Genomic DNA, 24,951 nt, shown 5'->3' on the forward strand with positions numbered 1-24,951 from the left:
CACCGATTGTTGACCATTATCAATCTTTGCCGTGTCCCTCGGGCGCAGTCTGCTTTCAATGCTGACCCCACGTTCACGGCTGGCCCGGAGGATCGACGATGGCGACCATGAAAGCTGCAGTTTTCGTTGAAAAGAACCGTATCGTGCTCGAAGACAAGCCGATCCCCGAGGTCGGCCCGCTGGACGCTCTGATCCGCATCACCACCACGACCATCTGCGGCACCGACGTGCATATCCTGCGCGGTGAGTACCCCGTGGCCAAAGGGCTGACGATCGGCCATGAACCGGTGGGCATCATCGAGCGGCTGGGTTCGCAGGTGCGCGGTTTCGTCGAAGGGCAACGGGTGATTGCCGGGGCAATCACGCCGAGTGGGCAAAGTTACGCCTGCTTGTGCGGCTGCGGCTCCCAGGACGGCCCGGACACCCGGCACGGCTTCAAGGCCATCGGCGGCTGGAAGTTCGGCAACACGCTTGACGGCTGCCAGGCCGAGTACGTGCTGGTGCCGGACGCGCTGGCCAATCTGTGTCCGATTCCCGAGGGCCTGACGGACGAGCAGGTGCTGATGTGCCCGGACATCATGTCCACCGGATTTTCCGGGGCCGAGCGCGGCGAGATCAATATTGGCGATACCGTCGCGGTGTTCGCGCTGGGGCCTATCGGCCTGTGTGCCGTGGCAGGCGCGCGCCTCAAGGGCGCTACGCGAATCATTGGCGTTGACGCCGTGCCGCAGCGAATGGATGTCGCTCGTCGGCTGGGGGCAACCGACGTGATCAACTTCAAGGACGGCAACGTGGTCGAGCAGATCATGGCGCTGACCGACGGGCGTGGCGTCGATGTGTCCATCGAGGCCCTGGGCACCCAGGGCACTTTCGAATCGGCGTTGCGGGTGCTGCGGCCCGGCGGGCGGTTGTCCAGCCTCGGGGTGTATTCCAGCGACCTGCGCATTCCGCTCGACGCCTTTGCCGCCGGCCTCGGCGATTACAGCATCGTGTCCACCCTGTGTCCGGGCGGCAAGGAACGGATGCGCCGGTTGATGGCGGTGGTGCAGAGCGGGGCGGTGGATCTGTCGCCGCTGGTCACACATCGTTTCAAACTCGACGACATCGAGGCCGCCTACGAGCTGTTTGCCCATCAGCGCAACGGCGTGATGAAAGTCGCGATCACGCCTTGAATGTCCGGTTTGCGGAGACGTCCATGAAAATCGAGATTATCCAGAGACACAGCCCCGATGGCTGGGTGGTGCACATGGATCGGCTGCAAGTGCGCTTCAACAGCCTGGAGCAGGCCCGGGCATTCGTCGACCAGCTCCAGGCCCGAATCGACGCACCACATCCCTGGCCGCAGCCGGTGGTGCAAGGCTGGCGTCCCGATGGACGCCGCGCGGCCGTTGGCGGCAAGCGTTGACTGGTTGCGGCCAGCAGAGGCGGGCAGAGCGTGAATGAATCCCTCGACCTGGCGGGCGCGGCGGCCGCGCTGGGCATCGGTATGCTCATCGGACTGGAGCGCGAGCGGCACAAAGGTACCGACAGTACCCGCGATTTTGCAGGCATGCGGACTTTCGCCATCACCGCGTTGCTGGGGTATGTGGCGATGCAGGTCGGTGGCGCGTTGCTGCTGGGGATTGTGGCGCTCGGCCTGACCGCGCTGATCACCGTGGCGTACTGGCGAAGCCTGAGCGACGACCCGGGCGTCACCAGCGAAGTGGCTTTGCTCACGGTATTGCTGCTCGGCGCCTGGTGCGGTTCTGCTACAGGGTTGGCGGTGGCGACAGGCGTGGTGGTGGCGGGGTTGCTGGCGTACCGGGAAAAACTGCATGACTTTGCCAACAGCCAGTTGACCGAGACCGAAATGCGCGACGGTCTGGTCCTGCTGGTGGCGGCACTGGTCATCCTGCCGCTGGCGCCGGACCGCTACATCGGGCCTTATCACGCGATCAACCTGCGGACCCTCTGCACACTGACGGTATTGCTGATGCTGGTGGGGGCCATCGGGCACATCGCCGTGCGAATTCTGGGCAGTCGTTATGGCTATGCCATCAGTGCCATTGCCTCCGGTTTTGTTTCCAGTACCGTCACCATCGCGTCCATGGGGCAGCGCGTCGCCAGGGCGCCCGGGCAGGTGCGAACCTTCGCGGCGGCCGCCATCGTGTCCAACCTGGCCACGGTGATTCAGATGGCGCTGATTGTCGGTACCGTGGACCCCTCGCTGTTGCGCAGCCTGTGGGTACCGCTGGGCTGCGGGCTGGCGACCACCGCGTTGTATGGCGCATGCCTGATGTTTCCCGGGTCGCAAGGAGGTGCCGACGAACCCCTTGAGGGCGGGGGGGCGTTCAATCTCAAGCTCGCCGTGGTCGTGACGTTGACCATGACCGCCATCACGCTCGTGTCATCGGTAATGCTCAACTACCTTGGCCAGGTCGGGGTGATGCTGACCGCAGCCTTCAGCGGTTTTGCCGACGCGCATTCGTCCATCGCGTCCATCGCGTCTCTGGCCAGGGCCGGGCTGTTGCCCGTCGATGCCATCGTCCCGCCAGCGCTGATTGCCTTCAGCAGCAATTCGTTGAGCAAGTGCCTGGTGGCCTGGGTCAGCGGCGGCCGGCGGTTTGCTGCGTATGTCATTCCCGGCCAGCTTTTGCTGACGCTGGCCATGTGGGCGGGCACCTTGCTGCATTGAAGCGTGTCTGGAATCTACGGGTTTGCCCGGCAGAACAGCCAAAGCTGACAAAGATCAAATGGCTTGCGGCTGCATGGCTCAATCTGTACTGGTGTTCTTTCAGATGGCTGCATGCCGAGGTGTCCCATGTCACAGACTCAGCGTTTATTGTTGGTCGCTCCCCCCGCCATGACGCGCACACCGGCGTTCGAACGCGCCGGCGCACTGGCGCAGGTCATGCAGTTGCCGTTGCATATTGTCGCGTTCGATTACTTGCAGGCGCTGGCAGTGGCGGGGCTGTTTGCCGCCGAAGAAATCAGCGTGGCCCGGGAAAGTTATCTGCAGCGCCATCGCGATTGGCTCGCGGAGCAGGCTGCACACTTGGGCAAGCATGGTATCGAGGTCACCAGCGAGGTGCTCTGGGTGCAGCGCCCTTATGAGGAAATCCTGCATTTCGTCCATGAACAGTCGTTGGCGCTGATCATCAAGGATGCGCAGGAAGAGTCGGCCCTCAAGCGCGTGTTCTTCACCCCGCTGGACTGGCAGTTACTGCGCGATTGTCCGGTGCCGGTGCATCTGGTGACCAATGACCGCCACCCTCGGCCGCGCCATATCATGGTCATCGTCGATGTGCTGCGCAGCGAGGAGCAGGATCTGGTGTTCAACGATCAGATCATCGATGCGGCGGTGAAGCTGGCCGAGCAGTGTGGCGCCGACCTGGATCTGGTCCATGTGTATGACTGGGCTGCGGTGTACGCAACGGACATGGGTGTGGGCGCCTTGCCCTTGGCGACCGGGCTCTATGAATCCTTGGGTACGGCTCAACATGAAGCCTTCGCCGCGCTGGCGGAGCGTCACGGGGTTGAGGTGCAGCGGCGCCATTTCATCGAGGGCGCGCCAGTGCCGAACATTTGCGAGTTCGCCAGCCAACATGACACGGACGTGATCGTCATGGGCACCGTGCAGCACAATGGCTTGAACAAGTTATTGGGCACGACCGCCGAGCAACTCCTGCATCGCGCACCCTGCAGTGTGTTTGCGATCAAGCCGGGCGGGCAGTCGCAGAGCTGAAGCTGGATCACCCCGCGATGAACCGTTGGCCTGAACATCGCGGGGTGATTTTTTACAGGTGGAGACTATGGATCACCTGACTGCTGCTTTCGGGGTCATGGTGCGTCTCGAAACCCAGCTCTCTGGCCAGGTCGCGCATGGGTGCATTGCTGGACGCGTCCACCGAATACATCCGATGAAAACCGTTGCGGCGGGCAGCCTTGATCAGGTGTTCCATCAACAAGGTCCCCAGCCCCAGGTGCTGCCATTCATCGGCGACGGTCACGGCGCATTCACATTCGTGTTCGTCAGTGGCGGCATAGCGGCTGACGCCGATTTCGATGAGTTGGCCGTTTTCGTGCACCAGAGCGATGTAAGCCATGCGCTTTTTGTTATCGGTGTCCATCAACTGGTCGAGCATCGCCTTGCCCGGCTCGTTGATCTGCGCGAGAAAACGCATGTGCCGTGACTCGGGAGAGAGCCGCTTGATGAAGGCGTATTCGCGCTCGCGATCCTTTTGCGCCAATGGGCGGATCAGAATGTGGCGACCATCCTTGAGTGCTTCGATCCAGTATTGCCCGGACACCGCGGCATAGGCCGCAGCAGCGCGTTCGTTGTGGTCTTTGACAGTGAGCATGGGGTGGTCCTCCTGGCGCTTTTTCTCAGGTTGGCGCGGGGTGATGCACCTCGCGGTTGAGTCCTTTCTACGCCGCTGGCGCGACCGGAATCTGATCTGGATCAGAGACCGTCGATGTGTGGCGCTGATTTGCGCCTTTCTGATGTAAATCAACCCGGCCATGGGCATGGCAGGCGCAGTCTTGGCTCATTGGCATGGGTGAATATGTCCGAACCGAGGTGTGTGATGGGCCAATATCAACGTTTATTACTGATCGCCGACCCGAACCTGCATCCGTCTGCGGCGATGACACGCGCCGTGGCGCTGGCCAAGACGTGTGGCGCGGTATTGCATGTGCGAGCGTTTGCCGATCCCGTGCCGGTGGTGCATGTGTGGGAAGAGAAAACCGACGACGCCAGCTACCAGCGCTATTTGCGTCGCTATCGCCGCTGGGTCGCGGATGAAGAACAGCGTCTGGGCGACCTGGGCATCGAGGCCACCGTCGAGGTCGTGTTCACCACGCACCCGCTGGCGGACATCCTGCGCGCCGTCGAAGACCTCAAGCCGGATCTGCTGATCAAGGACGTCACCCTGGAACCGGCGCTCAAGCGCGTGTTCATCACGCCGCTCGATTGCCACTTGCTGCGCGAGTGCGCGGTGCCGGTGCACCTGGTGAATCAGGCGCGTTACGGGGTGCCGCACCGTGTGGTGGCCGCGGTCGATCCGTTTGATCCGGCCACGCAGATCAGCGGCCTGAACGACACCATCATTCAAACTGCCAATGCCCTGGCCTTGCAGTGCGATGCGCCGCTGCACCTGCTGTATGCCTACGATTTGTCGGCTGCGTTCAACGGCGACGCGCCGCTGGTCGGTGGCGGCTGGGGCGTGGATTTTGCCGAAGAGTTGCGCCAGGCGTTGCACATGGCTTTCGTCAGTCTGGCCGACCGTTATGGCGTGCCCCCGGAGCGCCGGCACTTTGTCATGGGGTTGCCGGTGCCGGTGATCAGCGAGTTTGTCGAACAGTATCAGGCCGATGTGGTGGTGATGGGCACCGTGCACCGGGTGGGTATCGACCGCTTGATCGGCAGCAACACCGAGCGGGCGCTGTACAGCGTGCCGGGCAGTATTCTCGCGGTGCGGCAAAGCATCAGGGGGTGAGCACGATGGCGCCGTTGAACCGGCCGCTGCGCAAACAGGCCAGGGCCTGATTGGCGTCATCCAGCGCAAACCGGGTGATGTCGCAGTGCACCGGCGTGTGTTGCAGTTCGGTGAAAAACGCGGTGCCGTCCTCACGGGTCAGGTTGGCTACCGAGCGCAGGCTGCGTTCGCCCCAGAGCAGACGATAGGGGAAGGCGGGAATGTCGCTCATGTGGATACCGGCGCAGATCACGCAGCCTCCCTTGACCGTTGCCGAGAGCGCCATAGGCACCAGCGCACCGACCGGGGCGAAAATCAGGCCGGCATCCAGCGGATGGGGCGGCAGTTGATCCGAACCACCGGCCCATACGGCCCCCAGCGTGCGGGCATAGGCCTGGCTTTCGTGATCCTCGGGCCGGGTGAAGGCGTACACCTGTTGGTGGCGACCCCGGGCGATCTGGATCGCCAGGTGGGCTGCCGCGCCAAACCCGTACAGCCCCAGGTGTCGGGCGTCACGGGCCATTTGCAACGCACGAAAGCCGATCAGCCCGGCACACAGCAGTGGCGCGGCCTGCTGGTCGCTCAGTGTATCGGGAATCGGGAAGCAGAATCGCGAGTCGGCAACGGTGTACTCGGCGTAGCCGCCGTCCAGTTGACAGCCGGTGAACTGCGCCTGATCGCAGAGGTTTTCCCGGCCCGAGCGACAGAACGAGCATTCGCCACAGGTCCAGCCCAGCCAGGGAACACCGACCCGTCGCCCGATCCACTCCGGGGCGACGTCGCCGCCCACGGCGGTGACTTCACCGACGATTTCGTGCCCTGGCACCCGTGGCAACACCGCTTGCGGCAGTTCGCCGTCGAGCAGGTGCAAATCAGTGCGGCACACGCCGCAGGCCAGGACTTTGATCAGCAGTTGCCGTGCGCCGGGCACCGGGACCGGACGATCTTCCCGTTGCAGCGGCTGTCCGGGCGAATGCAGAACCATGGCGCGCACAGGCAGGCTCCAGATTTGACGGGATCAGCACAAGGTAGGGCGATGGCAACCGGCGATCATCTGTTTTAGCCCTTCCAGATTGTGGATTTTCACGTCGCGCCCGGAGATTTCCACCAGGCCCTGATCGCGCAGGTGCGCGATGCCCCGGCAGATGGTTTCCAGGCGCAATCCCAGGTACGAGCCGATTTCCTCGCGGCGCATTTTCAGTACGAAGTTTTTCGCCGAGTAGCCGCGCTGGTTCAAGCGTTGCGACAGGTTCAGCAGGAAGGCCGCGAGGCGTTCGTCGGAGTTCATCGTACCGAGCAACATGAGCATGTCGTGGTCGCGCACGATTTCCCGGCTCAGCAGCTTGGTCAGGTTGTGCTGCAGCGAGGGCAGTTGCTGCGCCAGTTTTTCCAGATGGGTGAAATGGATCGGGCAGACTTCGCTGTCTTCCAGCGCGAAGGCGTTACAGGCGTGCGCGTCAGTGCTGATGGCGTCCAGGCCGAGCATTTCTCCCGGCATTTGAAACCCGGTGACCTGTTCGCGCCCGTCGACGGACAGCACGTTGGTCTTGAATGACCCCAGGCGAACGGCATACAGGGATCGCAGCGGATCACCCTCGCGATAAAGTGCCGCGCCTTTCCTGACCTTGAAACGCTGCACGATCAGCGCATCCAGCCGCTCTACCTCTTGCCCGGACAGGCCGATCGGCAAACACAGTTCCAACACACTGCAGTTGGAGCAGGCAGACTTGAGCTGACGAAATTGCAGTGGTTTTGTATCGGGCATGAATGTGATCCCCATCACGTTGTGTTGTAAGCATAGTCGCCAGGCTCTCGTCGGCACTCAAACCGGCGTCGGCAAAGGTAAAAAACGACCAATGGAATATGTCACCCATCATCTACAGCGCTTGCGGACAGGTGACCCAATGACCGTTTTCGCAGAGGGCGACGCTTGATCTAGATCAAGTCTTGCGGGTTTCAGGTCTCCAGAATCGATGAACAGTTGTTGAACGGCCACGGCGGGCAATCTCATGAGCGAGTTTCTCAGTGCAGAGCAAGTGGAAGGTCTGGACGCTTACTGGCGGGCGAGTAATTACCTGGCCGTCGGGCAGATTTACCTCAAGGACAACCCGTTGCTCGCGATGCCGCTGCGTCGCAGCCATATCAAGCCGCGTTTGTTGGGACACTGGGGGACGACACCGGGGCTGAACCTGATCTACACCCATCTCAACCGGTTGATCACCACCTATGACCTGAACATGCTGTTCGTTGCCGGCCCCGGTCATGGCGGGCCGGCGGTGGTGGCGCAGACGTATCTGGAAGGCACTTACACCGAGGTCTGTCCGACGGTCGAGCGCAATGCCAATGGCCTGTTGCGTCTGTTTCGGCAGTTTTCCTGGCCGTATGGCCTCTCCAGCCATGTGTCGGCGCAGATTCCCGGTTCCATCCACGAAGGCGGTGAACTCGGTTACAGCCTGGCGCACGCCTATGGTGCAGCGTTCGACAACCCTGATCTGATCGTCGCGTGCGTGATCGGCGACGGCGAAGCTGAAACCGGTACGCTGGCCGCCAGCTGGCATTCAAACAAGTTTCTCAACCCGGTGCGTGACGGGGCGGTGCTGCCGATCCTGCACCTCAATGGCTACAAGATCGCCAACCCCACGGTGCTGTCCCGAATCCCCGAGGACGAACTGTCGGCGCTGATGCGCGGCTATGGCTACGATCCGTACTTCGTCGAAGGCGATGATCCGATGCAGGTGCATCAGGTGCTGGCGCAGACCCTGGATACGATGCTGCTGAAGATTCGCCGGATCCAGCGTGACGCGCGTCGGCGGCCGGCCCATGCCGTGGCGCACAGACCCGTCTGGCCGGTGCTGATATTGCGCACGCCCAAGGGCTGGACCGGGCCACAGTTTGTCGATGGTCACCGCGTCGAAGGCACCTGGCGTGCGCATCAGGTGCCGCTGGCCGACTTCAGCCAGCCGGTTCACCTGCAACAGCTGGAAGCGTGGTTGAGCAGTTATCGTCCCGAAGAGCTGTTTGACGCCCAGGGGACGCTGATGCCGGAGATCGCGGCGCTCGCGCCCACGGGCCATCGGCGCATGAGCGCCAATCCCCACGGGAATGGCGGGCTGTTGCTGCGGCCACTGGATTTGCCCCGGTTTGCCGACTTCGCCGTACCGCTCGACACCCCCGGCAGTGTACGTGCCGAGGCCACGCGGGTACTGGGGACGTACCTGCGCGAGGTGATGAAGAACAGCCTGGCGACCCGCAATTTTCGCTTGTTCGGCCCAGATGAAACCGCCTCCAATCGTCTCGATGCGGTGTACGAAGTCACCGGCAAGACCTGGCTTGATCCGCTGGAGCCTGACGATTTGAACCTGAGTGCCGATGGCCGGGTCATGGAAATACTCAGCGAGCAGGTGTGCGAGGGCTGGCTGGAGGGTTATCTGCTGACCGGCCGCCACGGCTTGCTGTCCTGCTATGAGGCGTTCATCCATATCGTCGATTCGATGGTCAATCAGCACGCCAAGTGGCTCAAGACCGCTGCCGAAGTACCGTGGCGCAAACCGGTGGCGTCGCTCAACTATCTGCTCACCTCCCATGTGTGGCGCCAGGACCACAACGGTTTTTCGCATCAGGACCCGGGGTTCATCGATCTGCTGGCGAACAAAAAGTCCGACATCGCGCGGATCTACCTGCCGCCGGACGCCAATTGCCTGCTGTCGGTGGCCGACCATTGCCTGCGCAGCCGCCATTACATCAACGTCATAGTGGCCGGCAAACAACCGGAATGGCAGTGGCTGGACATCGACGCGGCGCAACGCCATTGCCAGGCCGGTATCGGTCGCTGGGCCTGGGCCTGCCGCGACGACCAGGCACCGGACGTGGTCATGGCCTGCGCCGGAGACGTACCGACCCTGGAAACCCTGGCCGCGGTGACCCTGTTGCGCGACTGCGTGCCGGACCTGCGGGTGCGGGTGATCAATGTCGTGGACCTGATGGTGCTGCAACCGTCGTATCAGCATCCTCACGGCTTGTCGGACAGTGCATTCGACACGTTGTTTACCGTCGACAAACCGGTGATCTTCGCCTTCCACGGTTACCCGGCACTGGTTCACCGGTTGCTCTATAAACGTGCCAGTCATGACAATTTCCATGTCCGTGGCTTCAAGGAGGAGGGCGCGACCACCACCCCGTTCGACATGGCCGTGATCAACAGTCTGGATCGCTATCGGTTGATGCTCGATGTGTTCGAGCGCGTGCCGCGGTTGCAGGACCAGGTACATGAAGCACGGGCGCGCTACTGGTCGCAAATGGAGCGGCACAAGCTCTATCTCATCGAGCATGGCGAGGACCTGCCCGAGGTGCGTAACTGGCAGTGGACGCCTCCGTCATCCCCGTGAGCGGCTACTTGCTCTTCCAGTATTTCTGCATTTCGAGGAACAGAAACGAGGCGGTCCAGGTAATGAGGACCAGACCGGTCAGCGCCTCCAGGCCGGTCAGGTATTTGAGGTGGCCGACCGGGGAAATGTCACCGAAACCGATGGTCGTGTAGGTGGTGAAGGAGAAGTACACGCAGTCCATGAAGGTGCCGTCGAAGTTGCCTGTCAGATAGCCCCATTTACCGGAATGCGCCATCAGGTAATACGCCAGGGCAAATGCCCAGACTTCAATGGCATGGGCCAGCAGGCTGCCAAACACGCCGACGACAATCCTGAATCGGCGCCACAGTTTCAGGCGCGGCAACCAATCGTTCAGACGCAGCAAGCATTCGTAGTGAATGACTACGGCGACGATCACCACCAGCGTGTTGATCAGCGTGACTGCCAGCATTGACCAGCCTCCCGGTTCAGGACGGTGCCGTGTCAGTCCGCACAGGTTGCGCAACCGGCTGCAGGGGCCGTAGCGGGGCGAATTCCTCGGGGGTCAGGGTTTCCTTTTGCAGCAAGAGGCGGGCGCCGGCATCCAGGTCGGGCCGCAACCTTTCGAGCAGCGCTTTGGCGCGCTGCCAGGCTTCGTCCAGCAGGGCGCGAATGGCCAAGTCGATTTCCCGCGCGGTCTGTTCCGAATAGTCTTTTTCGCCGGGCCCCGGCACGCGTTCGCCGAGCCAGGTCGCGTTGCGCCGCTCCAGAACGGCCTGGCCGAGTTCGCGGCTCATGCCAAAGCGGGTGACCAACTGCCGGGCGATGTCCGTGGCGTGGGTCAGGTCATCGGCGGCGCCGGTGGAAATCTCCCCGATCACGAGGAATTCCGCAGCCCGTCCTGCCATCAGCACGACCATGCGGTCCTTGAGCATCTGGCAACTGATCAGAAAGCGGTCTTCGGTCGGTCGCTGCAAGGTATACCCGAGTGAGCCGATAGCGCGTGGCACGATCGAGACTTTGTGTACCGGATCCATGGCCGGCAAATGGCTGGCGGCCAGCGCGTGGCCCATTTCGTGATAAGCCACTACCCGGCGTTCCTCAGGGCGCAGCACACTGCTTTTGCGCTCGACGCCGGCAATCAGCCGTTCCACGGCGGCGGTGAAGTCGACGATGTCGACCTCGTCGGCGCCGCGCCGCGTCGCGACAATGGCCGCCTCGTTCACCAGGTTTGCCAGATCCGCGCCGGTGAAACCGGTGGTGATGTCGGCGATACGCTCGCTATCGATGTTCGGTGCCACGGTGATTTTCTGCAGGTGTACCTTGAGAATCGCCTGTCGGCCCTTGCGGTCCGGGCGGTCGATCAGCACTTGCCGGTCGATTCGCCCTGCGCGCAACAGCGCCGGATCGAGAACCTCCGGCCGATTGGTTGCAGCCAGAAGCACCACGCCTTCCCGAGGATCGAAACCATCCAGCTCCGAGAGCAGTTGATTGAGGGTCTGCTCCTTTTCGTCATTGCCACCGAACGCACCGGCGCCGCGCATCTTGCCCAGCGCATCCAGTTCATCGATGAAGATGATGCACGGCGCGGCCTGGCGTGCCTGCTCGAACAGATCGTGGACCCGCGCGGCACCGACGCCGACGAACATCTCCACGAACTCAGAACCGGAGATCGAGAAAAACGGTACGCCAGCCTCGCCGGCAATGGCTTTGGCCACCAGCGTCTTGCCGGTACCGGGTGGACCGACCAGCAGCGTACCCTTGGGAACGTGCGCGCCGAGGCGGGCATAACGGGCCTTGTCCTTCAGGAACGAAACGATCTCCATCAGTTCGAGCTTGGCTTCCTCGATCCCGGCAACGTCGGCGAAGGTGACGCCGGTATCCCGCTCGACAAACACTTTGGCCCGGGATTTTCCGATATTCATCAGGCCGCCCAGCCCCTGTTTTTCAGCGAAACCGCGCAACGCAAAGTGCCAGACCACCATGATCAGGATCAGTGGCATCAACCAGCCCAGCAGCCCGCTGAGCAGGGTGTTCTCATTGACGCCGCTGAACGTCACCCCCGAATGCACCAGGTCCGTGGCCAGCGTCGAATCCACCCGCACCGTGGTGAACAGTTCACGGCCATCGACGGGTTCGCGCAACTTGCCGCTGATCTGGTCTTTCTCGACCCGCAGATCACTGACCTTTTGCTCGTTCACCAACTGCAGGAACTGACTGTACGGAATGTTTTGCACGGCATGGCGTTCGGCGAACAGAAACTGCACAAGGGCCAGCACCACAAAAGCGATCAGGAAATACGACAGGTTCCACGGGTGATTGTTTTTCATGGTCATGGCTCGACGAGGAGGTTTATGCCAGCAGCAGATGGTCCTCGACCCGACTGACGCCGGGCACCGACCAGGCGGCGCGCTCGGCGATCTGCCGTTCACGCCACAGGTGAACCCGGCCTTCAAGCGTCACCACATCGCCTTCGACCTTGACGCGAATATCCTTGGCTTCGACTTCGGCATTGCGTTTGAGCGCGGCTTCGATGCGTTGCTGGATATCGAAGACGTCCAGTCGCGGACGCAGGGTCAGGCAATTGTTCACGGCGGTGACGCCCGTGAGCTTGCGTACCGAGCGCTCGACGGTTTCCTTCTGGTATTGCCAGTCGACTTCGCCTTCCAGCGTGATCCGCCCGCCCTGCACGATGACCTTGATATCGCCCTCGGGTACGTCGGAACTCCAGTGGATGATTTTCAACGCGCGGCTGGCGATGGTGTCGTCTGCGGTACCGGCATTTCTCTCGAGCCTGACTTCGATTTCTTCGGCCAGCGCACGTACGCCCCTGACCCGTTTTACCGCACGTTCTGCGCTGACTTTCTGAGCGTAGCTTTTGACATGCCCCGTCAACGTGACCACGCCATCCTCCACGGACACACCAATGTTGGCAGCGTCGATTTCAGGCTGGAATTCGAGTTCCTCCAGAATGCATTTGCGCAGGCTCAAGTCGTTCATGACGGTCTCCTCGTGGCGATGTGAGAGGGCAGGGAACAGGTGCCCAGTGTTTTTTTTCTACGCCTGAGCGACAAAATTTCGTTGAGGAATATCAACAATGGCTGTTCGGGCTGCAGCGGCCGCAAGCGAGCGATTTGTTTGACAAAGATCAGAGCCGGCGGCGGCCAACGCCAGATACTCAAACCGACACGATCTTCAGCATTGATCCATCGAGGAGAAAACCATGAACAGGCGCTTGGTCATTGTCGTGCTCGGTGTGCTGGTGGCGGCGACTGGCGGTTGCGGTCATCGCCAGACCGAAGAGTTCGACGCTCGACTGGAGTCCGCCGAGGACAATGCCGCAACCGCCAGGCTTCGGGCCGATGAGGCGTTGCTCAAGGCAGAGCAGGCGCAGCGAGCGGCGCAAGAGGCGTATGAGCGCGCAAGACGCATAGCCGAAAAAGCGGCACGCAAGTAATCGAGATCATCCGTGAGTCGGAACAGGGACGTGAGGCTGGCAGGGACCGGCCAGGCATTGCCGGAGAAAGTGATGCTCAAACTCAAACGTATTTTGTTGATTGCTCCCCCCGAGATGAACCGTTCACCGGCCTTCGAGCGGGCTCAGGCGCTGGCCAGGGCAACCGGAGCGCTTTTGCACATCGTGGCATTCGATTATGTCCAGGCGCTGGCGGTGGCGGGGCTCTTTGACCCGAATGCGATGGCGCAGGCACGGGAGGGCTACCTGCAAGTGCATCGGCAGTGGCTGGAACAGCAAGCGCGATTTCAGCGCAGCGCCCGACTGCCCGTCAGCACCGAAGTGGTGTGGGCCAGGACCACGCCCGCCCATGTGCTCGAATACATCAATGACTTCCATGCCGATCTGGTGATCAAGGACATGCACTATGTGCCGGCACTCGAGCGTGCCTTTCACCGGCCGCTGGACTGGGTATTGCTGCGCGATTGCCCGGCTCATCTGCACCTGGTGAGCGAAAACGCGAACTCCATGCCTGCGAAAATACTGGCAGCCGTCGACCTTTCTCATCTGGAAGAGCTGACCCAGGGCCTCAATGACCGGATTCTCGATCTGGCTACCACCCTGGCGGACGCAACCGGGGCGACGTTGCACCTGTTGAATGTCTGTAACTGGTCGGTGCTGGGGGACGCTGCGATGAGTGTGCCGACATTGAGTCTGGACCACAGCTTGTGCGAGGCGATCACCGATACCCAGCAAGAGGCATTCGATGCGCTTGCCGAACGCTACGCCATCGGCAAACCGTGCCGGCATCAACTGACCGGCATTCCCCACAAGGTGATCGAACTGTTCGCCCGCCAGAACGCTTTCGACATGCTGGTGCTGGGTTCGGCCTATCACCGCGATGTCGATGGTTCTGTCGGCAGTACGGTCGAAACGTTGACGAACCGGGCACCGTGCAGCCTGATGATCGTCAAACCCACGTCCGGTTTCGACTGATGGCAGCGCCAGTCAGGGGAGCAGTTGATAAAAATCAAAGGGCAGCGAGGCAAAAAGAGCGATCAATGACGCTCTTGTCGAGGCTGGGGAATTGGCCATGCGAATCACTTTTCTGGGTGCGGCCGGCACCGTCACCGGTAGCAAGTATCTGCTGGATCACAGGGATCGGCATGTATTGATCGACTGCGGCCTGTTTCAGGGCTACAAGCAATTGCGTCTGCACAACCGGGACCCTTTTCAGTTACCTGTGCAGGATCTGGACGCGATTGTCCTGACCCATGCCCATCTCGATCACAGCGGCTACCTGCCGGTACTGGTGCGCAACGGCTATCGAGGGCCGATCTATGCGACAGAGGCGACCTGTGAGCTGGTGAAAATCCTCTTGCTTGACAGCGGCCGCCTGCAGGAAGAGGAGGCCGGTTTCGCCAATCGGCACGGTTTCTCCAAACACTCGCCGGCATTGCCGCTGTACACCGAGCAGGACGCCGAGCAGACGTTGAAACTGTTGCACCCGATCGAGTGGCACCATCGGGTCGAAATCGTCCCTGGCCTGAGCGTCCTGTTGCGCGGGGCCGGTCATATTCTGGGGGCCAGCACCGTGGAAGTGGTCGCTGACGGGGTGACACTGGTGTGTTCCGGCGATCTCGGGCGCCCTGAAGACCCGTTGATGTTTGCCCCTGAAACCATCGAGCAGGCGGATTATCTGCTGGTGGAATCGACCTACGGTGATCGCAAGCATCCAGACGAGGACCCGGAGCACCAATTAGCCGACGTGATCAATCGTACGGCGCTGCGTCACGGTATTACCCTGGTGCCTTCATTTGCGGTGGGCCGGGCGCAATTGTTGATGTACCACTTGTACCGCCTCAAGCAGCAGCATGCGATCCCCGATCTGCCGATCTATCTCAACAGCCCGATGGCTACGGATGTCACGCGTTTGTACCAGCGCTTTCGCAGCGAACACCGGTTGTCGCCGCAAAGCTGCGAAGGGATGTGCAGCGGGACGCATTTTGTGCGTTCGACCGACGAGTCGATCGAACTGGACAGGCAGCGCACGCCGGCGGTGATCATCGCTGCCAGCGGCATGGCCACGGGCGGGCGGGTGCTGCACCACCTCAAGGCGTTGGCACCCAACCCGTCGAACTCGCTGCTGATGCCGGGCTTTCAGGCGGGTGGTACCCGTGGTGCACAGATCGTGGCAGGAGCCCCTTCGGTGCGCATTCACGGCCAGGAGGTCCCGATCCGTGCCGAGGTGGTGCCGATGCAGACCCTGTCGGCGCATGCCGATGCCGATGAAATCATGCAATGGCTGCGCGGCTTCAAGCGCCCGCCGAAACACACCTTCGTGGTACACGGCGAACCCAATGCATCGGACGTACTGCGCCGGCGCATCAGTCTGGAGCTGGGCTGGTCGGTGTCGGTGCCGGAGTACCGCGACAGCGTCGAACTGGCCGCTGTCGGTGATACGCCAGACAAGGCCTGACGGGCAGACGAAACCGTTACGCGAATGAATGCGCAGGGGCACGGCATGGCGTTAAAACCGCCCGTTTCAGAGATCCACCGGCGGCCTGCACTGGAACTTGACCGGCATTACAGCCGGTCGGCCCTGTGGCTGACCTGGCTGCTGGGCGCCGCGATGTTTGCGACGGTGGTAGCGGTTGCTCTGCATTTTACCGATGTCGAGTCCTTCAGCCGCTTGCTGACGCAGGCGCAGCCGCAATGGCTCATCGTTGCTTTCGTTCTGCAGGCCCTGACATACGTTGCCCAGGGCCAGGTGTTTCGCGTAGTGCTCAAGGCCGCAGGCCAGGACCTGTCCCTGTGGGTCGCGGGCAAGCTCAGCGTGATGAAGCTGTTTGTCGACCAGGCGCTGCCATCCTCCGGGATCAGCGGGGCGTTCGCTGTCGTGGCCTCGTTTGTTCGTCTGGGCTTTGCCAGGCCGGTGGTGCTGGCGTGTCTGGTACTGGACCTGTCGGGGTATTTTCTGGCCTATGCCTTGTCAGTGGGCCTGGCGTTGCCGGTCATCATTGTTCAGGGGCACGGCACGACGGCCGTGCTGACCACCTGCGTGATCTTCGTCGCATTCAGCCTGCTGCTGGCGATTGTCACTCCGGGTCTGGCGGGTAATGCACGACTGACGACACATGTGCCCGGCCAACGGTTGGCGATCGTTGCCAGAAGCCTTGCCTTGCTGACCGGCGCGGACCGGCGCCTGGTGCGCAACCACCTTCTGCTGTTGCGCATCACCTTGCTGGAACTGGCAATCATCCTTCTGGACAGCACAACCCTGTGGGTTCTGGTGCGCTCGCTGGGTGTTTCGGCACCGCCTCTGGGCCTGTTTGCAGGCTTCATGCTCGCCAGCGTCTTGCGCAGTATCGGCATCGTGCCGGGAGGCCTTGGGGCGTTCGAGGCGGCTGCCGTCGTCACCATGCACTGGGCCGGTATCGATGTAGCGGTGGCGCTTTCTGCGACCTTGCTGTTTCGCGGCCTGACGTTCTGGTTGCCGATGCTTCCCGGTCTTTGGCTGGCGCACCGGGAATGGCATTCCTCCGCCCACGGGCACGGCCCTGCGGCCAACACGGATTACTGGAGTCCGGCGGTCAGTCAATTGTTCAGTACCTTGCACAGTGGGCCGGCAGGATTGAGTCACGCTCAAGCCAGGGCACGACGGCGTCGAGCCCCGACCCCAATCAAGGATCGACCCCAAGGACTGGGCAGGCTGGTACTGGAGCAGATGCGCACGCCGTTGGTATTGATTCTGATCGCCGGCGCCGGTATTGCCGTGTGGGTGGGGGACTGGCTGGATGCGGCAATCGTCGGGTGCATTGTGCTGATCAGCGCGGTGCTCAGTGCCTGGTACGAGAATCGTGCCAGCCGGGCGGTTGAGCAGTTGCGCAGCAAGATTGCCTTGCGCGCGACCGTGCGGCGAGAAGGTCACTTGCTGGATGTGGCCGCCAGCGATGTGGTGCCCGGGGACATTCTGGTGCTCAGCGCCGGCAGCCTGATCGCGGCCGACGGTCGTATCCTGCAGGCACTCGATTGTTTCATCGGCGAGAGCCTGCTGACCGGCGAAACCTACCCGGTGGAGAAAGCACCGGGGGACTGCGCCCCGGAAGCCACCCTCGCGCAGCGTCACAACTGTGTGTTCATGGGCACCTCGGTGCGCAGCGGTTCGGCCGAAGTCCTGGTGACCCGCTACGGCCAGGACAGTGAGATCGGTCATATCGCCAGAACCCTGGCGTTACGCCCTCCGGAAACGGAGTTCGAGCGAGGCCTGCGGCACTTTGGCGGCCTGCTGCTGCGCGTGATGCTGGTGATCACCATCGTGGTGTTCGGCATCAACATCCTGCTGCATCGTCCACCCCTCGACACGCTGATGTTTGCGATTGCTCTGTCCATCGGACTGTCGCCGGAACTGTTGCCGGCGATCCTCAGTATCACCCTGGCCAAAGGTGCGCAGCGCATGGCCGGCAAGGGCGTGATCGTGCGTCACCTCAATGCCATTGAAAATCTCGGGACCATCGACATTCTGTGTACCGACAAGACCGGAACCCTGACCCGTGGGGTGGTTGTTCTGGACGCAGCGATGGATGTCGAAGGCATCGCGGCACCGAGCGTTCTGCAACTGGCAGTGCTCAACGCGAGCCTGCAGACCGGCATGCGCAATGCCATGGACGATGCCATCACCCTGGCGGGCAAAGACCTGGGGACGGACGACGGGGTGCGGAAAATCGATGAAATCCCTTATGACTTCGTGCGCAAGCGCCTGAGTGTGGTGGTCAGCCAGAAGTCGCCGGCTCCCCGCTTGATGATCACCAAGGGAGCGTTGGACAACGTGTTGCAAGTCTGTACCCATGTGCGGCGTGGGGGCCAGAGCCTGGCACTGGACAGCGCTGAACGGGCACTGATCGCGCAACGCTTCGGCGAGTGGAGCGAGCAGGGCTTCCGCGTCCTGGGACTTGCCACGCGTGAGCTGCCGGAACAGATGCACTATGGCCGCGAGGATGAGCGAGACATGAGCTTTCGCGGTTTCCTGTTGTTCTTTGATCCGCCGGAACCGGGCGTCACGGAAACCATCGCCACCCTCGACAGGCTCGGCGTGCAGGTGAAAATCATCAGCGGCGACAACCACCTGGTGGTGCGGCATGTCGGCCGGGCTGTCGGTCTGCCTGTGGAGCGCATCATGACCGGCGCCGAGCTGGCGGCGATGAAGGATGAGGCGCTGATGCACCTGGCAGCGCGCACGACCCTGTTCGCCGAAGTCGACCCCAATCAGAAGGAGCGCATCATCCGCGCTCTGCAGAAGACCGGTCATGTGGTGGGGTACATGGGCGACGGAATCAACGATGCCCCGGCGCTGCAAGTGGCGGACATCGGGATCTCCGTGGACAACGCTGCCGACGTGGCCAAGCAGGCCGCCGACTTCGTGCTGCTGGAACATGATCTGGACGTGCTGCGTGAGGGCATCGAAGAGGGGCGGCACACGTTTGCCAACACCTTGAAGTACATTTCCATCGTTTCCAGCGCCAACTTCGGCAACATGATCAGCATGGCCCTCGCATCGCTGGCGTTGCCCTTTCTGCCGCTGCTCGCCAAGCAGATCCTGCTCAACAACTTCCTGGCGGACATCCCCTCCATGGGTATCGCCAGCGATAACGTTGACCGGGAATGGCAAAGTACCCCGCATCGCTGGGACATCAATCAGATCCGCAATTTCATGGTGGTCTTCGGGCTGGTGAGCTCGTTGTTCGACCTCATGACGTTCGCGGCTTTGTACCTGCTGTCACAGATGGTGCCCGAGGTTTTTCGCAGCGGCTGGTTCGTGGAGTCGCTGCTGACCCAGCTGCTGACGATTTTCATTGTGCGCACCTACAAACCGTTCTATCGCAGTCGCCCGGCGACGCTACTGATGGTCAGTGCCTTGGCGGTGGGGCTGCTGGCCATCGGACTGCCGTACAGTCCGATGGCCGCTTCGCTGGGGTTGGCGCCCTTGCCGTTGCCGATCCTGGCATCAGTGCTGGCGATCAGTCTGCTGTACACGATATGCGCCGAAGGCGCGAAGCGTGTGTTCTATCACCGCCAACGATCACCACAGCGCTGCGCGAGGGGCGGTGCGGTCATCGGTTGACCCCTGCAGATTGAAGCTCGTGAGCACCTTTGGGTGTGCACCTCGATCCGCCAGCGTTGACGTCATCGCCGTCAGCGAGTGGCACCGTGGCGCACGACCTCTACCGACTCGAAGGGCGGCACATTGCATTCGACACCGTCTGAAGCGGTAACTTGCAGGTTGTCGGTGTAGCGCTTGACCACGAGTCGCCTGCTGGTACAGGCACTTGACATAAATCAACGTCAAGGCCGCCTTCACGGTGGATTCTGAAATCCATACAGGTGCCTGGTCACCGGACAGCAAGCGGTTCGTTCAGGGTGGCGGGCAGCGACAAGCAAGCTTCGTGGAGTCCGATCATGAGCCAGTATCAACGATTATTGCTGATCATCAACCCGGCCCTGCGCCAGTCCAAAGCCCTGGATCATGCCGCCGCGCTGGCCAAGGCCAGTGGTGCCAGCCTGCACGTCGCCGCCTTGATCCCAACCTGGAAGCTCTTGTCGCTACTCGAAGAAGGCGATCGGGAAAAAGCACGCAAAGAGTACCTGCAAGACCAGCGCAACTGGCTCGAATACCACACCGGTCACCTGCGCAGCTGGGGGCTTGAGGTAACGGCGGAGGCGAAATGGGCCGATGACCTGCAGCAAGACATTCTCGATTATGTCGCGGAAATGCAGCCCGACCTGTTGATCAAGCAGGTGCAACGCGAGCCCGCGCTCAAGCGCGGTTTCTTTACCCCACTGGACTGGCGTCTGTTGCGTCATTGTCCGGTACCGGTGTACCTGCCTGGCGAAGGTGATCATCCTTTGCCGCGCAAGGTAGTGGCAGCGGTCGATGTGGCCGACACCCTGGAACAGGAGGACGGGCTCAATGAGCGAATCATCCAGCAGGCGTCCAGCTTGGCTATCCAGTGTCAGGCCGAGTTGCACCTGGTGTATGCCTGCGACGCATCTGCGCTGTTCCTGGGGGATATGGGCGGCGGGGGCCTGACCCTCCCGGATCTCTACAGTCAGTTGCGCCAAGGCCATGAAAAATCCTTCCTCGACCTGGCTGGTCGGTATGGCGTGCCGGCTGACCGCCGGCATTTCATCGAGGGGCATCCCGTGGCCGTGCTGCAAGCGTTCGCCGATGAGCGAGAGATGGACGTGATTGTGATGGGCAGAGTCGAGCGCCACGGCATGGACAAACTGTTGGGCAGCACCACCGAGCATGTCCTGTACCAGGTGACGTGCAGCATCCTGGCCGTTTAGCGCGGTCATGAATCGCCATTGTTCAGCTTCCTTCTTCAACTTCCCAGGAGGTTAACGTGATCCACAGTCCCTCACTGCAAACGACCTTGCCTAACCGCGCCGAAGCCGGTCGGCGCTTGGTCGAACCCTTGCTCAAATACGCTGACAGGCCTGAGGTAATCATCCTGGCCTTGCCCCGTGGCGGTGTCCCAGTGGCTTATGAAGTCGCCATCGCCCTGCGTGTGCGGCTGGACCTGATACTGGTACGCAAGCTCGGCGTCCCTTCGCACCCCGAATACGCCATGGGCGCCATAGCCAGTGGCGGTGTACAAATCCTCAACGAGGATGCGCTGCGGGCGCACCCGATCGATCGAGCCGGTTTCGAGGCGGTGGTCGCCAGGGAAGCGCAGGAGCTGTCGCGACGTGAAAAAGCGTATCGGGGAACCCGCCCGCCACCGAAAGTAAAGGGCCAGGTGGTCATCCTGATCGACGACGGTCTTGCCACAGGTTCTTCGATGATGGCTGCGATCCAGGCGGTAAAGATGCAGGCGCCGGAGCGCGTCATCGTTGCGGTACCGGTTGCTCCTCGGGAAACAGTCGAGGATTTATCGATGCAAGTGGACGAAGTGATCTGTCCGCTCATTCCTGACTGGATGATGTCGATCGGCTACTGGTATCTGGATTTTCCCCAGACCTCGGACGAAGAAGTCATCGATCTCTTGCAACGCGCTTGGGAGCGAAAATTGCCGAGCGTTTCCTGCACGGAACATCGCGATGCCTGAAGCTGAATTTAGATGCCTGGATCTGCCTGGCGTTGAATTGTCCGCCGATTTGCGTTTGCCGGAGAACGCGCGCGCCCTGGTCATCTTCGTACACGGCAGCGGGAGTGGTCGATTGAGCCCGCGCAATCAATACGTGGCCGATGTATTAGCCCTTCGGGGCTTGGCCTCGCTGCTCTTCGACTTGCTGACGGAACCGGAGCAGCGCCTGGATAATCTTAGCGGGGTCCTGCGCTTCGATGTTTCCCTGCTGGCTAGACGGTTGATCGATGTGATCGATTGGGTCGGGCGGGACCGTGAGTTGTGTTCTTTGCTCATTGGTCTGTTCGGCGCCAGTACCGGTGCGGCGGCAGCAATGGTGGCTGCCGCCGAGCGGGCGTCGGTGGTAGGGGCAGTGGTCAGCCGGGGTGGGCGAACCGATCTGGCCGGGCCGGCCCTGGCCCGAGTGAAGGCGCCAACGTTGCAGATCGTTGGCGCACAAGACCCTATGACACTGGCCTTGAATCGCCGGAGCTCACAAATCCTGCGGTGTGAGCAACGGATGGAAGTCGTGGAGGGTGCCACGCATCTTTTTGAAGAGCCTGGCACGCTGGAAGAAGTCGCCAGGCTCGCCGGCGACTGGTTTGAGCAGCACCTGCGGACGACGTAGTGGGTCGTTCTTACTATCGCAGCAGATTGCCAACACTCAATTGCTCGCGATAGTCGTCAACCATAACGCTGGACATCGTTTCAGGTTCATCACACGCCAAACGGATAGGTTTCATCTTCTGCTTCCAGTCGCTGGTTTTTCGGCAGCGGCAGCGCGGTGATCGGCCTGGTTTGCTCGAACCAGATCATGGCATCGAATTGCTCCGCCAGCATTGACTCGAAGTAGTGACTGAAGCGTTCAGTCTGGGGACGGTAAATCACCCCGATGGCGCGTCCCAGCAAGACCGCGGACAGAGCACTGCGAAGCTCCTTTTGCTGCGGAGCACGCCAGTCCGTCAATGATGCTGCAACCCCGGCCTTGAGAAATTGATGTTCCCAGCTGTCTGGTCGAGAAGGGCGAATGTCCTTGATCAACATCTCGCCGTCCCAGTCATCGGCCGCTGCGACCTGACCACGGTCGGTAGCCATACCAATCAGGACCACATCACGTCCAAAGGCATTGCGGCACAGTTGGCCGATATTGAACTGCCCCTTCCAGCCCATTTCCGTGGCGGCGGCATTGCCGATATGGGAGTTGTGGGCCCAGACCACAGCCTTGGCCTGCGGACCCCGATGTTCCAGTACTGCGCGCAACGTATCGAACATGTGCCGGTCTCGCAGGTTCCAGGAGGCTGCCGAACCCCGATAGATCGCGCGGTAATATTGCTCGGCCGCTATCACTACGCGGGCATTCTGCGTCGCATTGAAGAATGCTTCGTTGTTTTGGACAAGCCCCGTCAGTTGGTCAGCCAGCATGGCACTGAGCTGCTCGATCACCGGTTGCTCACAGGGCATCACGCCGCCACGCTCGACGAAATGACCGTACAAAGAAGGATCATCCTGCCATGGGGTCAGACACCCATAGCGCCGACGCGCTTCTTGGGCCAATTTCGGGTCATTCCGATCCAGATAACTCAGTACCTCATGGATGGAGTTGCGCAAGCTGTAGACATCCAGGCCGCGAAACTCGACGCGATGTTCAGGGCTCTGCCGATGGTTGAATTGATGCAGCCAGTGGGCGAAGGCTTTTACTTCGCCGTTTCGCCACATCCAGGTGGGGAAACGGCTGAAAATGTGGCGTGTCCACGCCGTGTGCGCCAGACCTCGGACATACTGATCTACGTGGCCGGCGTCCGGCCAATCGGCTTCCACTGCGACGATATTAAAACCGTGTCGCTCGATCAGGCTTTGGGTTATGACTGCCCGGGCTCGATAGAAGTCGGCGGTTCCATGGCTTGCTTCGCCAATCATCACCACCCGCGCGTCAGCGTAGCGATCAAACAGGTCCCCGAAAGCGGGGGAGTCCAGGTCTGGTAGCGGCTCGGCGTATTGACGCAACACTGGCGGTATGTGCGATGTGTCATGGAAGTGTCGCTGGCCGATTAATTTGTCCAGCAATGTGTGCGTATGAGAGTTCATGAGTGTCGTCCTCCGAATGGCGAGCAACTGGTGGCGGCAAGGCGCTCGGGTCATACCAGAAGTTGATGCGTCGGCTTGAAACTTTGCACAGGCGTTACAGGTACAGGCGATGAATGACCTTATGGGGGTCGAAAGGATCGTCGTGGGTTTCAAAACCCAGACATCTGGCCAACTCACGAAAGGGCGCGTTGCTGGAGGTGCTGACTGAGTACAAGTGGTGGACGCCATTGCTGCGGGCAGCGTCGATCAAGTACTCCAACAATAACGTTCCCAGACCGAGGCGTTTCCAGCCAGATGCGATGGTCACGGCGCATTCGCACTGGTATTTGCCCATCGCGGCATAGCGACTGGCGCCAATTTCGACCAAGCGGCCATTCTCGTGGGCCAGCGCGATGCAGGCTTGGGTCTGGTGGGGGGCGTGCTGCTGCCTGAGTAAAAGCGCATGCCGGGACTCAGGCGCCGAATGCCGGACCAGAGCGTATTCACGAACTTGATCTGCTTGCGTGACATATCTGATCAACACCGGGCGGCCGTTGCTGAGAATATCAATCCAGGAATTTTCAGGGGCGTTCACCGTTCAGCCCTCCATCCGGCGGTCACTTGACGCGAAAAAATCCCAAACGCTCAAGTTCTTTCTTGCGCTGTTGGCCGTCACCGGACTTGATCTGCATATGGACTCAAAAAACAGGTCCACGTAGATGCCAATTTCCTCATTCATGTTGCCCGGCAGCATCAGCATGTCGTGATCACACACGATTCCCCGATGGAGGCGGAGTAGCATGGACAGCCCCGGATATTCAGGGAATTTACGGGGCCATGATTCAGGCTATCAATAGTTGGTCTTCCACTTTGCTGACGCCCGGCACCGACCACGCTGCTCGTTCGGCGATTTCACGCTCACGCCAGAAGTGCACTTTGCCTTCGAGTTTTACAACACTGCCATCGACCTTGATCCGTATGCCCTTGGCATCAACTTCGGCATTGCGCTTGAGGGCTTCTTCGATACTTTGTTGGATATCGACGACCTTCACTCTCGGGCGCAGGGTGATTCGGTTATCCACCCCGACAACGCCTGACAATTTGCGCACCGCACTTTCAGCGACTTCTTTCTGATACTGCCAGTCCACCTGGCCTTCCAGGGTTACCCAGCCTTTTTGCACGACGACCTTGATGTCGCCGGCGGGTGTGTCGGAACGCCACGAGATGATATTGACGGCACGGTTTGCGATGGTGTCATCGTCCGTACCTGCACCCTTATCCAGGCGAACCTGTATTTCTTCAGCCACGGCACGTACTCCTTTGATCGCCTTGACCGCGCGCTCGGCGCTGATTTTTTGAGCGTAGCTTTTCACGTGGCCGGACAGTGTGACGATGCCATTTTCCACGCTGACGCCAATGTGGGCGGCATCGATGTCGGGTTGAAAGTCAAGCTCATCCAAAATGGTATTGCGCAGGGTGATGTCGCTCATGATCTTGTCCTCTTCCAG

General features: G+C 61.2%; 22 protein-coding genes. 13 read left to right on the forward strand and 9 right to left on the reverse strand.

Going from position 1 to position 24,951, the window contains the following annotated elements; all coding sequences use genetic code 11:
- The first annotated feature begins 98 nt into the window (after positions 1-98).
- The 4 genes from C6Y56_RS12465 to C6Y56_RS12480 all read left to right on the forward strand — a co-directional run bounded on the left by C6Y56_RS12465 (position 99) and on the right by C6Y56_RS12480 (position 3,724).
- Positions 99-1,172 carry an NAD(P)-dependent alcohol dehydrogenase gene (locus C6Y56_RS12465; protein WP_169430124.1) on the forward strand — a complete coding sequence of 358 codons (1,074 nt, stop codon included), beginning with the start codon at positions 99-101 and terminating at the stop codon, positions 1,170-1,172.
- Between the two features lie 23 nt (positions 1,173-1,195).
- Positions 1,196-1,405: a hypothetical protein gene (locus C6Y56_RS12470; RefSeq protein WP_169430125.1), complete on the forward strand. Its 210-nt coding sequence runs from the start codon at positions 1,196-1,198 to the stop codon at positions 1,403-1,405.
- Between the two features lie 30 nt (positions 1,406-1,435).
- On the forward strand, positions 1,436-2,674 hold the full coding sequence (locus C6Y56_RS12475; protein WP_169430126.1) for an MgtC/SapB family protein: 1,239 nt from the start codon (positions 1,436-1,438) through the stop codon (positions 2,672-2,674).
- 126 nt (positions 2,675-2,800) lie between these two features.
- Positions 2,801-3,724, forward strand: a complete 924-nt coding sequence (locus tag C6Y56_RS12480) for a universal stress protein (protein ID WP_169430127.1) — start codon at positions 2,801-2,803, stop codon at positions 3,722-3,724.
- Positions 3,725-3,776: 52 nt separating this feature from the next.
- On the opposite strand, the gene C6Y56_RS12485 is transcribed toward C6Y56_RS12480, so the two are convergent.
- Positions 3,777-4,340, reverse strand: a complete 564-nt coding sequence (locus C6Y56_RS12485) for a GNAT family N-acetyltransferase (protein WP_169430128.1) — start codon at positions 4,338-4,340, stop codon at positions 3,777-3,779.
- A 225-nt stretch (positions 4,341-4,565) separates the two neighbouring features.
- Here C6Y56_RS12485 and C6Y56_RS12490 point away from each other — a divergent pair, with 225 nt between their 5' ends.
- A complete protein-coding gene (locus C6Y56_RS12490) occupies positions 4,566-5,477 on the forward strand; it encodes a universal stress protein (RefSeq protein ID WP_169430129.1) in 912 nt (303 codons plus the stop codon).
- On the opposite strand, the gene C6Y56_RS12495 is transcribed toward C6Y56_RS12490, so the two are convergent.
- Together C6Y56_RS12495 and fnr are read right to left on the reverse strand one after the other, a co-directional pair.
- The gene (locus C6Y56_RS12495; protein WP_169430130.1) at positions 5,467-6,450 is read right to left on the reverse strand and encodes a zinc-dependent alcohol dehydrogenase family protein; all 984 of its coding nucleotides are present in this window, start codon (positions 6,448-6,450) and stop codon (positions 5,467-5,469) included. The genes C6Y56_RS12490 and C6Y56_RS12495 overlap by 11 nt on opposite strands.
- Before the next feature lie 24 nt (positions 6,451-6,474).
- A complete protein-coding gene (gene fnr / locus C6Y56_RS12500) occupies positions 6,475-7,221 on the reverse strand; it encodes a fumarate/nitrate reduction transcriptional regulator Fnr (RefSeq protein ID WP_169430131.1) in 747 nt (248 codons plus the stop codon).
- A 244-nt stretch (positions 7,222-7,465) separates the two neighbouring features.
- Here fnr and C6Y56_RS12505 point away from each other — a divergent pair, with 244 nt between their 5' ends.
- Positions 7,466-9,841 (forward strand): phosphoketolase family protein, encoded by a 2,376-nt coding sequence (locus C6Y56_RS12505; RefSeq protein ID WP_169430132.1) that lies wholly within the window; start codon positions 7,466-7,468, stop codon positions 9,839-9,841.
- Positions 9,842-9,845: 4 nt separating this feature from the next.
- Here the strand turns inward: C6Y56_RS12505 and C6Y56_RS12510 are convergent, their stop codons facing one another.
- Genes C6Y56_RS12510 through C6Y56_RS12520 form a run of 3 tightly spaced genes read right to left on the reverse strand, consistent with a single transcriptional unit; the run spans position 9,846 to position 12,799 of the window.
- On the reverse strand, positions 9,846-10,271 hold the full coding sequence (locus tag C6Y56_RS12510; protein WP_169430133.1) for a potassium channel family protein: 426 nt from the start codon (positions 10,269-10,271) through the stop codon (positions 9,846-9,848).
- A gap of 16 nt (positions 10,272-10,287) precedes the next feature.
- On the reverse strand, positions 10,288-12,129 hold the full coding sequence (gene ftsH / locus C6Y56_RS12515) for an ATP-dependent zinc metalloprotease FtsH (protein WP_169430134.1): 1,842 nt from the start codon (positions 12,127-12,129) through the stop codon (positions 10,288-10,290).
- A 22-nt stretch (positions 12,130-12,151) separates the two neighbouring features.
- A complete protein-coding gene (locus tag C6Y56_RS12520) occupies positions 12,152-12,799 on the reverse strand; it encodes a BON domain-containing protein (protein ID WP_169430135.1) in 648 nt (215 codons plus the stop codon).
- 223 nt (positions 12,800-13,022) lie between these two features.
- On the opposite strand from C6Y56_RS12520, the gene C6Y56_RS12525 reads away from it, so the two are divergent.
- From C6Y56_RS12525 to C6Y56_RS12560, 7 genes are all read left to right on the forward strand, one after another.
- A complete protein-coding gene (locus tag C6Y56_RS12525; RefSeq protein WP_169430136.1) occupies positions 13,023-13,256 on the forward strand; it encodes an Lpp/OprI family alanine-zipper lipoprotein in 234 nt (77 codons plus the stop codon).
- Between the two features lie 72 nt (positions 13,257-13,328).
- Positions 13,329-14,249, forward strand: a complete 921-nt coding sequence (locus C6Y56_RS12530) for a universal stress protein (RefSeq protein WP_169432627.1) — start codon at positions 13,329-13,331, stop codon at positions 14,247-14,249.
- 97 nt (positions 14,250-14,346) lie between these two features.
- Complete coding sequence (locus C6Y56_RS12535) at positions 14,347-15,732, forward strand: MBL fold metallo-hydrolase RNA specificity domain-containing protein (protein WP_169430137.1); 1,386 nt, start codon at positions 14,347-14,349, stop codon at positions 15,730-15,732.
- Between the two features lie 45 nt (positions 15,733-15,777).
- Entirely contained in the window at positions 15,778-19,374 is a 3,597-nt protein-coding gene (gene mgtA / locus C6Y56_RS12540) for a magnesium-translocating P-type ATPase (protein ID WP_169430138.1), read from the forward strand.
- Positions 19,375-19,709: 335 nt separating this feature from the next.
- Positions 19,710-20,600 carry a universal stress protein gene (locus C6Y56_RS12550; RefSeq protein ID WP_169430139.1) on the forward strand — a complete coding sequence of 297 codons (891 nt, stop codon included), beginning with the start codon at positions 19,710-19,712 and terminating at the stop codon, positions 20,598-20,600.
- Positions 20,601-20,656: 56 nt separating this feature from the next.
- On the forward strand, positions 20,657-21,361 hold the full coding sequence (locus C6Y56_RS12555; protein WP_169430140.1) for a phosphoribosyltransferase: 705 nt from the start codon (positions 20,657-20,659) through the stop codon (positions 21,359-21,361).
- Positions 21,354-22,007: a dienelactone hydrolase family protein gene (locus tag C6Y56_RS12560; protein WP_169430141.1), complete on the forward strand. Its 654-nt coding sequence runs from the start codon at positions 21,354-21,356 to the stop codon at positions 22,005-22,007. Before C6Y56_RS12555 ends, C6Y56_RS12560 begins: the two co-directional genes overlap by 8 nt.
- Positions 22,008-22,096: 89 nt before the next feature.
- On the opposite strand, the gene C6Y56_RS12565 is transcribed toward C6Y56_RS12560, so the two are convergent.
- From C6Y56_RS12565 to C6Y56_RS12575, 3 genes are all read right to left on the reverse strand, one after another.
- Positions 22,097-23,464 (reverse strand): erythromycin esterase family protein, encoded by a 1,368-nt coding sequence (locus C6Y56_RS12565; RefSeq protein WP_169430142.1) that lies wholly within the window; start codon positions 23,462-23,464, stop codon positions 22,097-22,099.
- A 94-nt stretch (positions 23,465-23,558) separates the two neighbouring features.
- Positions 23,559-24,038: a GNAT family N-acetyltransferase gene (locus C6Y56_RS12570; RefSeq protein ID WP_169430143.1), complete on the reverse strand. Its 480-nt coding sequence runs from the start codon at positions 24,036-24,038 to the stop codon at positions 23,559-23,561.
- 247 nt (positions 24,039-24,285) lie between these two features.
- The gene (locus C6Y56_RS12575) at positions 24,286-24,933 is read right to left on the reverse strand and encodes a BON domain-containing protein (protein ID WP_085696450.1); all 648 of its coding nucleotides are present in this window, start codon (positions 24,931-24,933) and stop codon (positions 24,286-24,288) included.
- Between the last annotated feature and the right edge of the window lie 18 nt (positions 24,934-24,951).

Source organism: Pseudomonas fluorescens, assembly GCF_012974785.1.
GTDB lineage: Bacteria > Pseudomonadota > Gammaproteobacteria > Pseudomonadales > Pseudomonadaceae > Aquipseudomonas > Aquipseudomonas fluorescens_BT.